This window comes from Methylobacterium sp. J-048 (genome assembly GCF_022829515.1).
Classification (GTDB): Bacteria; Pseudomonadota; Alphaproteobacteria; order Rhizobiales; family Beijerinckiaceae; genus Methylobacterium.
The window spans coordinates 1-11789 of sequence record NZ_JAKSYL010000247.1 but is presented as its reverse complement, the minus strand read 5'-3'; the positions used below and the strand labels follow the sequence as shown (position 1 = coordinate 11789).

The following is an 11789-nucleotide window of genomic DNA, read 5'->3' as shown; positions in this document are numbered from 1 at the left end:
GATCGTTAACGCCTCATGTTCAAAAACTCTCAAATTGAGAGGACATCGAATAATGGGCCTACGCCTCACTTTGAAGCCCTTCGAGCGGCTGATCATCAACGGCGCAGCAATTCGTAATGGCGATCGGCCGGTATCCTTTCTGATCGAAAACCAATGCAAGTTCTTGCGTGAAAGCGAGATCATGCATGAGAGCGATGCAGATACAGACTGCAAGAAGCTCTGCGTCACACTACAGGTTTTGTATCTTGTAGATAATCCGGCCAGCGAGGCGAGAAGCTTGGTCATGTGGGGGGTAATCCAGAGCGTGAAATCTGATGCCATGACTACCAATCCGTCGACGAGAAAGCTGTAGTTTTACGGACACACCGCTCGGCAACGACGCGGGCGATCATAGTAAATCTTGAGTAAATATCTGCCGCGAACCGGACATACTTGGGGGGATACTGGGCCGACCGCGACAACTCTGCAGCCCGGCATCGGTTGCGCCGGCGCCGGCGATCGAGCAGCACCTGTGGCCGAAGGGCGACAGCCTGCCGGCATCGAGGAGGGGGCCGCCGCGGTCTTCCGGAGCGCCGATGAAGAAGGATGCGTGCCCCAGCAGCGGTGCCCCATGATCCTCGCGACGGCCGGTGCCGGATCCCAGCCCTACGACGACGATGGCCCCTCGACCCCGCCCGATGACCTCCAATACCCCGGCCCCCCTGTGAGCGGCGGGCTTGGCGGATCCGTGCGGATGCCGCAGGCGCGGAAGCGGGTCCGACGCGTACCGATGCGGCGCCGGCGTTCACATTCCGTACCCACTGTGACCCGGGAGCGGCAGCCGATCCTCGGGGCCTCTGGTAGACAGGCCGGCGTCTCTGGATGCCGCTCATGTCCAACCGACCGCTTCTTCGTCGTGCCGCCTTGGTCCTGGGGCTGATGGGCGTCCTGTTGACTCTGGCGGACGTCGTCGCCCGCAGAGAGTTGACGCAGGCGGCCGATGAGTCCTTCGGGCGCGGCGAAGCGATCGCGCGAACGGCCGCGGCCACCGAGTAGCGTCTCCCCGCAAAGGCGCCGTCCGCCCGGTCGCCGGCCGAGCGGTGCCGCGTGTCTCCGATCTCCTCCCGGTGCGAGTTTGTCATGAGCCGTCCGCGCCGCGTGGGCCTGCCCTGGTACCCCCCGGAGCATTATGAGGCGCTCCGCACCGGCCTCGCCGACGGGACGAAGCTGCCTCCGCACTACGAGACCTGGCGGATCGCCACCGAGCAGATGGAGCGCGAGGTGCAGCGCAGCGGCGTGGCGGTCGTGCGCGTGCCGATCGAGCCCGAGGCCTTCGCGGCGTGGTGCGGCCGGACCGGCGCGTTGCCCGATGGCCCTGGACGCGCCCGATACGCGGCCGAGGCCGTGAGCGAGACCGACCCGGATTGAGATCGGCCTTCGACCCGACCAGGGCGGCCCGCATCGAGACGGCACCGAACCCCCGTCACGGGCCGGGTGCACGCCGAGGCCCAGGGTCGCGCACGATGAGGCCGACATGGTTGACGCGCTCGGTGCGGCGAGCGGGCGGGCTCCGCAGACACCGGCTGTTCGATCCGTCCGGTGACGGCCTCGGGCCCTATGTCTTGATCGGAAGTCGCCCGACCAAAGATCCGGACGCATCGCGCACGATCAAGGTCCAGGTTTCGTCGGGATCGGCGGCGGCCAATTCGGCGGCCATCTCGCGGATCACGCTCCGGGCTTCCTCCAATGCGTGCTCAAAGCTGTCCGCCTCGACGCCTTCCGCGTCACGGATCGACTCCGCGCCGTTCTCGATGTCGAAGTAGAAGCGTTCAGCCACCGAGCACGTCTCCCTGATCGGACCCCTCGAAGGGGTCTATGAATTCGGCTACGTAGTGCGAAACGGCACAGCAGCATTCAGAAACAACGATAAACCTTAAAATATCTCAAACCTGAATTGGCTGGCCGAGTTGCAATTATGTCGAGATTTTGGCGAGACGATCCATTAGAGCTATTAGCGATCGCCTTCCGAACCAAGGCCCTAAGGCCCGCTGAGGTGGCGCTCCTTCCTTGGGGCACTTGCCATGTCGACGTGTGACAAACCGGATTCCGCCAAGAGAACCGAAGCGACATCGGATAGTAAAAACACGCTGCGCAATCACATCAGACGCGTGCTGTTGAGTATCAAGGCACGATCGAGCCTGAAATGATCGCCGCTCGGGTGTCGGCGCGGCGCGACGTCATGCGGCGGACGACTTCGGCCGGGGGATACGGATCTGGGATGTACGCCGGGCGGCGCGGTCGCACCGCGACGCTTTGTGGCGCACCGCACGGATCTGTCGCGGGATTGCTGTGGCGCGGCTACGCTGGCGCGCAGCGCCGCCGGACGGCATCGTCGCGTCATGGTAAAATCTGAAACTCCGACCTGCGAAGTCTCCATCGAGGGCGCGTGGGTGGCCATGACGATCGACGAGGCGCAGGTCCGCCATCGCGATGCCCTCAAGCGCTGCCCGGCCTGCTTCGGACGCCTGATGATCCAGGGCGGCTACACCGCGATGCGACGCGCGTCGCCGTCGCATTTCCGCGTGCACGACGGCTGCCCCTTGATCCCGCGTCACTACAAGGGCGAGCCGAGGCGCCACCCTGAGGCGATCGGCTGAGATGCGGTCCCGCCCCGTGACGGTTCAGCGGTGCGGATGCGGTGAAGGCGGCACGCGACGGCATCGGCAGCCAGGGCGGTCGCCGTGGATACGGAACGACAAACAGAGCCCGGAGTGACAGGATCGTCGTTCGAACGATCCCATGCCCAATAGCGGCTGCGCGCGCCCCTGAAAGAGGCCGGGGCGCAACCCGGTGAGACCCGGGCTCAGCGCTGAACCGCCTCGATGTCGTCCTCGAAGATCGAATCGGGCTGGCAGGCGTGCCACTCCTTCGTCTCGTCGGTCTGTCCCTTGCGGCCCCAGCAATAGCCGGCTTGGGCCAGGCGTCCGCTCAACCGATCGCGGAGCCGGCACTGTTCCCGGATGATGGCGGGATCGCCCGAGCTCTCGCAGCCCAGCGCGGCCTTTGCCTCCGCGGTCAGCAGTTCGGGGACCGTCGGAGGCTGTTGCTGCGCGACCGCCCCACTGGCAGCGACGAGGCAGGAGAAGGCGGCAAGGGCGATGCGCATCCGGGCAGGATAACCGTGGGGGCCGGCGTGTCGAGGCGGTGGAAGCCGCGGGCGCCGCCTGCCTCCGGTCGAAACCGGCGATGGCGCGCGCTTCAGCGCCCCCGCAGGAAGAAGAACCAGATCAGGATCAGGACGGGAATCGGCACACCGATCAGCCACAGCAAACCACCCGTCAGCATCGCGCGCTCCATCTCCGTTTGAGGAGCAACCCCGCGCAGGGGGGGCGTGTTCCGGGGCACCGGTCGGTGCGAGCCGTCACCGGCGATGCGCTAGAAGGCGGCGACCAACGCCACGCCGACGACCATCAGGAGGCCGCCGAGGATCCGCCACAGGCTGGCGGCATGGCGCTCGAAGCCGATCCAGCCGAAATGGTCGAGCACGATCGACGTGACCACCCCCGAGGTGACGAGCAGGCCGAGGAACGGCGCCGCCCCGATCTGACGCGCCACGATGAACTGCGCCAGGATGATGCATCCGCCGAGGATGCCGCCGAACCACGCCCACCACGGCATCGCCAGCGCCTGAGCCGCCGTCGGCCATGCGAGCTTGCCGGAGAGGAGGCCGACCACGAGGATGCAGGTGGCGGTCCCGGCAGCGACCACGAGGCCGGCGGTCAACGACTCGGCCAGCCCCTTCGAGAGCGCTCCGTTCTGCCCCGCCTGAACCGCGTTGGCGACGCCGGCCAGCAGCACGAAGCCGTAGAGATACCACATGGCTGAAATCTCGATCTGTGACACCGGGGTCGGTGGGACGGTCGGGACCGGACGTCACCAGACCGACCGCCCGCGGCGTCGCGTCCTGCCGCGGCGACGCCCGGAGCCGGCTCTCCTGGGGGGGCGAATGGCGGGTGGCGTGTTACCGAGCCGCGCCGTCGGGCTCCGATCCGGCCGCGTGCATGCGCTCGGCCAATTCGTGGACCACCTCCTGCACGAGGGGCGGCCAGGGCACGTCGTTGTCTTGGAGGAGCCGGGCAGCGCTCACCAGAGCGGTGAATTGCGCGCCCGAGATCGACCGTCCCATGATCTGCGAGGCCAGCATCTGCTCCGCCAGCGCCGTCGCGAGGCGAAGAACCTCCGGCATCTTGTCCGCCCGGGGGGCGATCCCGGGATCGGTCTCGGGGTCCAGGTGGTGGTCGATCTGAAGATCCGTGTCGCTCATGTCAGGCCCCTTCGCTCCCCGGACCTGCGCCGCCGAGGTGAATACCGACTCGGCGACAGGCATGTTCCATGGTCAACTGAGGGTCAGCCCCGATTCCATGACGATCGAGTACGGATCGAAAGCATAGCGTGCAGACTATTCCCCGGTGATTGGCCGAAAACCGGTGATCACCGATCCACAAGGCGGCTGAGGCTGCCCCGCGGCGGGTGTGCCGGCATAGGCCCGCCCCAACCGACGATCGATCCGCGACGCGGACAGGCACGCTGCCGGACCCGCTCGGCAGCGGCAGGGCTGCCGAGCCGCCGCGCGAACCCCGCAGCCCGTCACGGGTCCTGCGGAGATCAGGGCACGCTACTTGGTGATCCGCACCGAGACGGGATCGCTTCCGGGAAAACTCTCCTCGAGCGCCTCGTCGAGCCGCTCCTCCATCCGGTCCGGCCGGTTCGCCGCGAGATCCCGGTCCGCCGAGGCCGCGGGGGAACCGGTCGGGATCGCGGCCGACCCCCGCCGCGCCGCCTGCGACCGGAACACGTCGTAGACCAGCAGGCCGAGCCCGGCGGCGATCAGCAGGGCCGGCACGGGGTTCACCCGGATATCGGCGACGAACCGCTCGACCACCTCACCGGCCGCTTGTCCCGACCGCTTGAGGTCCGCGAGATCGCGGGGCACGCCCGGTCCCTGGAAGCGGGCCTGCAGATCGCCCAGGGTGCGATCCAGCCGCCCGCGGCTCGCCGCCACATCCTGCTCGAGTTCGTCAGCCGTGTTGTTCATGTGCGCCTGCGCTCCGTGAGAGCCTGGTTCCGATCGGGCCCTCGCCGCCGAAGCGGGCATCGGCCGTGCGTGGCCTCGCGTCGCCAGGCCACCGCTTCACCCGATCAGACCTTCGATGCGTGACCGGTCTTCGAATCAAGACCGATTTAGAGATCCGGCGTCGGCAGGACGTCGACCGGCACCAGGGCCCGGGAGCGCGGCACCGCTCGGATCCCGGGAGCGTTGATCAGCCGGTAGAGCGCGAAACCGGCGAGCATGGCGGCGGCGACGGTCACGGCGGGTCGGCGCCGGGCCGCGGCATGGACCTCGTCGTACATCTCGCTGAACGAACGGCGGGCGACGTCCTCGGCCAGCCCGTCGACGCCGAGCGCGGCCTGATCGAAGAACGCTTTCAGCTGAGGCAGCCCGTCGAAGCCGGCACCCGCCCCCCGGATGGCGTCGCCGACATCCGAGACGACCCGCGCCGCGTCGGCCCTCCGCTTGCCGGTATAGTCCAGCGCCTGATCGCGCAGGGCGGCGGTGAAGCCGCGCACCGCGTTCTGGTCCGGGCCGGACGCATTCGGGCCTCGATCCTGGGCACCGTTCCGCATCAGGCCGTTCCTCCCGGACAATTCCTTCTGTGAGGAAGCCGGCAGCGCGTCATCCAGTTCCGCGGACGGGCAGAGGCGCCGGATTCTCCGGTGTCGCGGACGCGGCCGAGGGCGCGCGTTCAGGCAGCCTGAATTCTAGCATCCGCGCGGCCCGGCTTAACAAACCCCCACCAGGCGGACTTGATTTTAACCATTTGTTAATCAATGCAGACAGTTTAATCGTATCTCAGGTCTACCGTCAGGGAGAGGGCGCCCCGTGAGCGAGCTGCAGCGGCTTTTGAACGATCCGCGCTTCCGCACCGCCGACAAGTCGAAGCGTGAGCCGAATGCGGTCCCGGAGGCTAACCTCGGCAACGTCCTGCGCGTGGTGTCGTCGCTGAACGAGCAGGCCCCGCTCCCGACGCCGCAATCGTCCCCGCAGGATTGGGATGCGCTGATCCACCGGGTGCAGGCCGCCGCCCGCCAAGCCCGCGAGGTCGAGGCCCAGGCCCGCGAGCGCGAGGAGCGCATCGAGCACGTGCTCGAGCGGGTTCGCGACGACATCAACGCCTCGAACGAGCGCGCGCGCATCGCCGAGGTCCAGGCGCGGGAGGCGCAGGTCCGCGCGGAGGCGCAGGTCATGGCCGCCGAGGAGCGTGCGAAGACGGCCGAGGCCCGCGCCCGGGCGGCGGAGGAACGCGCCCGGCACGCCGAAGAATGGCTGGCCCGTGTCCAGGACGCGATCCTGTCCGAATTCTCCGATCTGACCGACCAGGCGGCGGCATGAGCAGCCCGGCCCGCGCGACGGCGGAGTTTCCGGAGCCTGCCCCGGTGGACCGGGTGGTCGCGCTGTTCTCCGGAGCCGACGACACCGCGACCCCGGCCGCCGAGGACGAGGATTGGTCGGCCTCCCTGCTGGCCGTCCGGGGCGTCGCGGCCCGGGTCCGCGAGATGCAGAAGCGTGCGCGGGACTCGGTCCGGGAGGCGCAGCGCGCGGTCCGCGAGGCGGATGCGACGGCGCGGGCGGCCGAGGACCGGGCCCGCCATGCCGAGGCGACGATGCGCGAGGCGGTCACCCGCGCGGAGCGCGCCGAGGAACAGGTCCGCTTGGCGACCGAGCGGGCCGACCGGGCCGAAGCCCGCGCCACGGAGGCGCATATGTGGCTGCGGCGCATGCACGAATGCATGGTCAGCGAGTTCGGCGCGCTCGCCGGCGAGCCGACACGGCCCTGACGGGCCGACGGCCTCACGAGGCGGCCGGAGCGGACACCACGTCGACCGCGTGCTGGGCCCAGGCGTAGGGCTCGATATGGCCGTGATACACGGCGATCTCGAGCTGCAGGATCCGGACGCATTCCTCGGACAGGTCCGCCAGGATGTCGTAGCCGTCCTCGTCGATCGCCGACCGGACCACGACGAACGGCCGATGATCGTCGTAAGTGACCAGAACTTCCTGTTCGGCATACGGATCGAGCGGGTTAATACAATAATGGGTCGGCATCAGCCTTACGCTCCCGAGATGATGTCACGCAGGATGCCTCTAGATCCCGGTTGTAACAGCCCGATGAAGAGTGCCGACGCCGCCATCGCGGTCGCCGCGCTCGGGACCGGCGGCCGCCGGGATGCCGGGGCAGGGGAGCGAAAATTCCGCCCGGAGGGCCGAGAGCGCCGCGCGGATCGCCATCCGCACCGATCGCGGCGCATCCCGGGCCTGGGCGCGCAGCTGAAGCTGCTGCAGCTCGTGCCGGAGGACCCGCCGCCCGGGATCGCCGGGCAGGCCGTAATCCGCGGTGAGCAGGCTCAACAATTGACGACCGAACGGATCCGCTAGCAGGCTCGCCATGAAACCATCTCGACGCAGTACAGAATTTATCTAATAGCGACCGATGCTATATTTCTCGGTATAAACCGCTGATTGGCGACGCAATAGTGCGAATGCTAAGCGGAGATTACTGACTTGCGTATCCCCCGCGCAGGCCAGTACCGGCGAGGCGGGAGGGGGAGCCTTGCTCGCCCGCCTCGCCGGTACCCCCGGCCCGATCGAGCCGGCCCAGGACGGGCCGCCGCTCCCAGCGGCCGGCGATGATCCGCAGCGCGCGCCGGACCGATAATCGCCGCAGCGAAAACATCGATCCGGCTCAAAACAACCGATCATCTTAAGGCCAAAACAACAATTACCGGCGATGCTTGCTGCATTCTGGCAAGTCAGAACTGTCGATCGCGCAGGCCGCCGTGACCCTCAGCCTCGTTCTCAGTATCGCCGCCCCGCTGCTGACCGGCGTCGCCGCCCTGCTCTGGGCCGGGTATGTCGCCCCGGTCCTCGACCGGCTGCCGGACGCGGTGGCACCCCGCGACCTGCGCACCTGGTGACCGATCCCGCAGGCCCGTTCAGGGCATGCGCCGGATCCCGCTGAGGTTTTCCGGCGAGAGGTTCGCCTCCAGGCTGCCGCGCGGATGGTTGTCGGCGGCCCGGACCGGGATGGGGTTGGGCCTGCGGTCGGCCGGGTGCGGAGCCGCCGCCGCCTGCCGGTTGGGCCAATCCTCCAGTTTCATCGCCCGGGCCGGCTTCTGGTCGCCGCAGCCGTCGCACACCGAGACGAGCCACGATTGCCAGAGGCCGTCGGTCTTCTCCTGCGCCGAGCGTGCCTGCTCGCGATGCGCGGAGGCCAGGGGGAGGGTGTCGAGGTCGGATTGCTGCCTCGGCTCGGCCAAGGTCCGCAGCTCGTCGAGCGTCACGTCGCGCTTCACCGGCGCCCCGACGGTCGGGTCGGCGGCGGGCGGGGTGCCGGCCAGCGAGCTTGGCGACGCGCCCGACAGGGAACCGGTCGTGCCGGGGTCCACCCGGCATCCGATGCAGATCCGCGTGCTGATCGCGTCGTCGGCGGCCTGCCGCGGCGTCCGGCGCGCGATCGGCTTGGTCTCGGTCGGGCTGGCGGCCCGGCTCGGCGGCTTGGTCTGTCCGAGCGCGGTGGTGTTCGGCGCCTTCTCGGCGGAGAGTGGATCGCCGCCGGTTCCGGTGACGGCCGGCTGCGCCGCCGCCAGTCCGGCCGAGACAGTATAGAGCATGAATCCGGCGAAGGACGCTCGAAGCAAGGTCGAGGCTCGAAGCAAGGTCATGGCCACCTCCATCCTCGGTCAATCGCGCAAGTTGCATCGAGTTCAGTAATACTTCCGGCTTAGGGGCGATCGCGCCCGTCCCTGAGCCGGACGTCTCCGCGCCGCCGACCGGATGCCGCGCGCCGTCCGGGTGGGTTATCAACGCCGTCGAGGCTCTCGCCGGGAGGGCCGATCGCAGGAGGCCTCCATGGATCTGGGTTTGAGCGGGCGCCGGGCGCTGGTCTGCGCGGCCAGCAAGGGGCTCGGCCGGGGTTGCGCCCTGGCGCTCGCCCGCGAGGGCGTCGCGGTGACGATCACGGCGCGCACGGCCGAGACCCTGGAGGCGACCGCCGACGCCATCCGCCGGGAGACCGGCGCCACGGTGACCGCGGTGGTGGGCGATATCGCCACCGAGGCCGGCCGGGACGCCGCGCTCGCCGCCTGCCCGGAGCCCGACATCCTGGTCAACAATGCCGGCGGCCCGCCCCCGGGGGATTTTCGCGACTGGGACCGTGACGCCTGGATCCGGGCGCTCGACGCCAACATGCTGGCGCCGATCGCGCTCATCAAGGCGACGGTCGACGGCATGATCGGCCGCAAGTTCGGCCGGATCGTCAACATCACCTCCGGGGCCGTGAAGGCGCCGATCGAGCATCTCGGCCTGTCCAACGGCGCCCGCTCGGGGCTGACCGGCTTCGTGGCCGGGCTGGCGCGCCAGACGGTGCGGCACAACGTGACGCTCAACAACCTCCTGCCCGGCCCGTTCGACACCGACCGGATCCGCAGCAACGCCGCCGCCGGCGCCGCCAAGGCCGGCACCAGCGTGGAGGCGTTCCTCGAAGCCCGGGCGCGCGACAACCCCGCGGGCCGCTTCGGCCGCCCGGACGAGTTCGGCGCCGCCTGCGCGTTCCTGTGCAGCCAGCACGCCGGATTCATCACCGGCCAGAACCTTCTGATGGATGGCGGGGCCTATCCCGGCACGTTCTGAGCACCTGTGCGGCCGGGCCATCCGATCCCTCCCCCCCTCATCCTGAGGTGCCGCGCAGCGGAAGCCTCGAAGGAGCCCTCCAGGGATCGCGCAGCTGGCTGGAGGGCTCCTTCGAGGCTCGCTGCGCTCGCACCTCAGCTACTGTGTTGGGCGTCAAGCGGTTTGCCATGGTTTCTGATCCCGGATCATGGCGTTGAGGATGGTGAGGAGCTTTCGGGCGACGGCGATGACGGCGACCATCTTTGGCTTGCCGGCGGCGACCAGCCGGTCGCGGAACAGCTTGAGCACGGGGTTGTGCCGGCAGGCGGTCAGGGCTGCCAGGAACAGGGCCGTGCGCACGCTCTTGCGCCCGCCGGCCACCATGGCGCGGCCCTTCCACTTGCCGGACTCGCGCACGAACGGGGCGAGGCCGGCCAGCGCGGCGACCTGCCGGGCCGTGAGCCGGCCGAGTTCGGGCATCTCGGCCAGGAGTGTGCGCGCCGTGACCGGCCCCACCCCCGGCACCGAGGCGAGCAGGTCCTCGGTGGCGCGCCAGGCCGGCGAGCCACGCACGCCCGTGTCGATCTCGGCGTCGATCTCGGCGAGTTCCTTCTCCAGCGCCTTGATCAGCCGGGTGATGCTCTTGGCGATCCGCACCACGTCCGTGCGCTGCGCCCGGTTCTTCTCGGCCGCCAGCATCTCGACGATCTGGCGGCGCCGGGCGACCAAGTCGGCCAGCAGCCGCGTGGCCGCGTCCGGCAGCGGCCGCACCGCCGGCTGGGTGGCCGCCGCGAACCGGGCGATCACGGCGGCATCGATCGGGTCCGACTTGGCCCGCTGGCCCAGCGCCTTGGCGAAGTGCCGGACCTGGGCCGGGTTGACCACCACCAGCGGCAGACCCGCCCCCGCCAGCGCGGCCGCCGCCACCTGCTCGAAGCCGCCCGTCGCCTCGATCGCCACCAGATCCGGCCCCAGCGCCTGCAGGCGCGCCACCAGATCGCTCAGGCCCGCGCCGTCGCGGGCGACCGCGAACGCCTGGCCCTGCGGCAGGACATGCACGTCCAGCCGCACCTTGCACACGTCGATCCCGACACACACCGGTCCCATCCCGCCCCACCCTTGCGCAACCGGGCTCTTGCGGCCCGAGCGACTGTCCGGGGTCGTGGAAGGAACGGGCAGGCTCCCAAGCTGAGGTGCGGGCTTCAGTGCCCCAGGATGAGCCGGGGTCCTGCCCGTCGCCGCGGATCCGACCTTACCAGATCGGACGCCGACTGACTTACAAGGATGAGGAGTTTGGTTTGGAGATCCGGAGGACTTCAACGGCTTTCGACACGCGTCATCGGCCCCGCGCGGAAAACCGCCGGGAGCACGGCTAAAAAAGACCCAGTCGCAACCGGGGTGACGCGGGACGCCGCGAAGCCCGAACGCAACGTTGCACAAAGAGCCGGCCTCCCGGCGTCCCGCGGACCGGAGACGCCGCCGCCAACAGGCCGACCGCGCCACCGCATCCGTCTTTTCGTCCGGTGTCCGTCACGCGGGAGCCCGCCTGCGCTAAGTTCCAGTCCCGAGGTGCTCATCGCCCCTCAGCGCTTCCGAGCGAGCCTTCGTCGCACGCCCCCTCGTCGTAGAGGGCGCCGCAGAACCGCCGCACCGCCCAGGACAGGGTCGCCTTTCGGCCTCTGAACGGCCGGAGGCATTTCCTCCGCCGGCCGCCGCCCAGCCCGAGCCGGGGGGTGTCGTGCTCCCGCGCCCGGGCTTGCCGCAGCCGACGGCAGACGCAGGCACCGGCCCGCCGCCGCCGACCCGGCGGCTGACCGGACCGGCGCCCCGAGACGTCTCACGACGCGTCGCGGCGGGCGAGAGACCATGAGCACAAAATAGGAACATTGTCAAGTTCTGGCTGGGCCGGGGAGGGGGTTCCCAAAGGGCGAGCCCTTTGGCGCCTCCGAACAACCGGATCGACAGCGGCGATAGACGTGACATCTGTAAATGCTGCCTGGACGGTTCCCGTCGATAGTTTTGATGGCCTTTCTTCAAGTGTCGCCACATCCTCTCGCCGATCGATCCGGGCCTGGGCGCTCCC

17 protein-coding genes and 1 pseudogene are annotated in these 11789 nt (G+C 69.2%); 8 read left to right on the top strand and 10 right to left on the bottom strand.

The genetic code is table 11. The features are described 5' to 3' along the window. Positions 1-52: 52 nt before the first annotated feature. The 3 genes and pseudogenes from MKL09_RS25105 to MKL09_RS25095 all read left to right on the top strand — a co-directional run. A pseudogene (locus MKL09_RS25105) lies at positions 53-283 on the top strand (flagellar biosynthesis repressor FlbT); the annotation flags it as partial. Positions 284-870: 587 nt separating this feature from the next. Continuing rightward, positions 871-1035: a hypothetical protein gene (locus MKL09_RS25100; protein WP_244024734.1), complete on the top strand. Its 165-nt coding sequence runs from the start codon at positions 871-873 to the stop codon at positions 1033-1035. 84 nt (positions 1036-1119) lie between these two features. Then, entirely contained in the window at positions 1120-1407 is a 288-nt protein-coding gene (locus tag MKL09_RS25095; protein ID WP_244024733.1) for a hypothetical protein, read from the top strand. A 187-nt stretch (positions 1408-1594) separates the two neighbouring features. Here MKL09_RS25095 and MKL09_RS25090 read toward each other — a convergent pair whose 3' ends face one another. Beyond that, the gene (locus MKL09_RS25090) at positions 1595-1816 is read right to left on the bottom strand and encodes a DUF6894 family protein (RefSeq protein WP_244024732.1); all 222 of its coding nucleotides are present in this window, start codon (positions 1814-1816) and stop codon (positions 1595-1597) included. A gap of 619 nt (positions 1817-2435) precedes the next feature. Between MKL09_RS25090 and MKL09_RS25085 the strand changes: the two genes are divergently transcribed. Then, the gene (locus tag MKL09_RS25085; RefSeq protein WP_244024731.1) at positions 2436-2636 is read left to right on the top strand and encodes a hypothetical protein; all 201 of its coding nucleotides are present in this window, start codon (positions 2436-2438) and stop codon (positions 2634-2636) included. A gap of 206 nt (positions 2637-2842) precedes the next feature. On the opposite strand, the gene MKL09_RS25080 is transcribed toward MKL09_RS25085, so the two are convergent. From MKL09_RS25080 to MKL09_RS25060, 5 genes are all read right to left on the bottom strand, one after another. Next, on the bottom strand, positions 2843-3145 hold the full coding sequence (locus tag MKL09_RS25080) for a hypothetical protein (RefSeq protein WP_244024730.1): 303 nt from the start codon (positions 3143-3145) through the stop codon (positions 2843-2845). Positions 3146-3414: 269 nt separating this feature from the next. Next, the gene (locus MKL09_RS25075; RefSeq protein WP_244024729.1) at positions 3415-3858 is read right to left on the bottom strand and encodes a DMT family transporter; all 444 of its coding nucleotides are present in this window, start codon (positions 3856-3858) and stop codon (positions 3415-3417) included. A gap of 142 nt (positions 3859-4000) precedes the next feature. Further along, positions 4001-4303 carry a hypothetical protein gene (locus MKL09_RS25070; RefSeq protein ID WP_244024728.1) on the bottom strand — a complete coding sequence of 101 codons (303 nt, stop codon included), beginning with the start codon at positions 4301-4303 and terminating at the stop codon, positions 4001-4003. Positions 4304-4654: 351 nt separating this feature from the next. Next, entirely contained in the window at positions 4655-5074 is a 420-nt protein-coding gene (locus MKL09_RS25065) for a hypothetical protein (RefSeq protein WP_244024735.1), read from the bottom strand. Positions 5075-5220: 146 nt separating this feature from the next. After that, positions 5221-5664: a hypothetical protein gene (locus MKL09_RS25060; protein WP_244024727.1), complete on the bottom strand. Its 444-nt coding sequence runs from the start codon at positions 5662-5664 to the stop codon at positions 5221-5223. A 256-nt stretch (positions 5665-5920) separates the two neighbouring features. Here MKL09_RS25060 and MKL09_RS25055 point away from each other — a divergent pair, with 256 nt between their 5' ends. Both MKL09_RS25055 and MKL09_RS25050 read left to right on the top strand, forming a co-directional pair. Beyond that, the gene (locus MKL09_RS25055; RefSeq protein ID WP_244024726.1) at positions 5921-6430 is read left to right on the top strand and encodes a hypothetical protein; all 510 of its coding nucleotides are present in this window, start codon (positions 5921-5923) and stop codon (positions 6428-6430) included. Further along, positions 6427-6876, top strand: a complete 450-nt coding sequence (locus MKL09_RS25050; protein ID WP_244024725.1) for a hypothetical protein — start codon at positions 6427-6429, stop codon at positions 6874-6876. The genes MKL09_RS25055 and MKL09_RS25050 overlap by 4 nt, the downstream gene beginning before the upstream one ends. 13 nt (positions 6877-6889) lie before the next feature. Here MKL09_RS25050 and MKL09_RS25045 read toward each other — a convergent pair whose 3' ends face one another. Both MKL09_RS25045 and MKL09_RS25040 read right to left on the bottom strand, forming a co-directional pair. Further along, positions 6890-7144 (bottom strand): hypothetical protein, encoded by a 255-nt coding sequence (locus tag MKL09_RS25045; RefSeq protein WP_244024724.1) that lies wholly within the window; start codon positions 7142-7144, stop codon positions 6890-6892. A gap of 39 nt (positions 7145-7183) precedes the next feature. Further along, complete coding sequence (locus MKL09_RS25040) at positions 7184-7486, bottom strand: hypothetical protein (protein ID WP_244024723.1); 303 nt, start codon at positions 7484-7486, stop codon at positions 7184-7186. A gap of 389 nt (positions 7487-7875) precedes the next feature. On the opposite strand from MKL09_RS25040, the gene MKL09_RS25035 reads away from it, so the two are divergent. Then, complete coding sequence (locus MKL09_RS25035) at positions 7876-8013, top strand: hypothetical protein (protein WP_244024722.1); 138 nt, start codon at positions 7876-7878, stop codon at positions 8011-8013. A gap of 18 nt (positions 8014-8031) precedes the next feature. Here MKL09_RS25035 and MKL09_RS25030 read toward each other — a convergent pair whose 3' ends face one another. Next, positions 8032-8760, bottom strand: coding sequence for a hypothetical protein (locus tag MKL09_RS25030; protein ID WP_244024721.1), 729 nt, complete (start codon positions 8758-8760; stop codon positions 8032-8034). 187 nt (positions 8761-8947) lie between these two features. On the opposite strand from MKL09_RS25030, the gene MKL09_RS25025 reads away from it, so the two are divergent. Beyond that, positions 8948-9727 carry an SDR family oxidoreductase gene (locus MKL09_RS25025; RefSeq protein WP_244024720.1) on the top strand — a complete coding sequence of 260 codons (780 nt, stop codon included), beginning with the start codon at positions 8948-8950 and terminating at the stop codon, positions 9725-9727. 153 nt (positions 9728-9880) lie between these two features. Here MKL09_RS25025 and MKL09_RS25020 read toward each other — a convergent pair whose 3' ends face one another. Next, on the bottom strand, positions 9881-10813 hold the full coding sequence (locus tag MKL09_RS25020) for a transposase (protein ID WP_244024719.1): 933 nt from the start codon (positions 10811-10813) through the stop codon (positions 9881-9883). Positions 10814-11789: the final 976 nt, after the last annotated feature.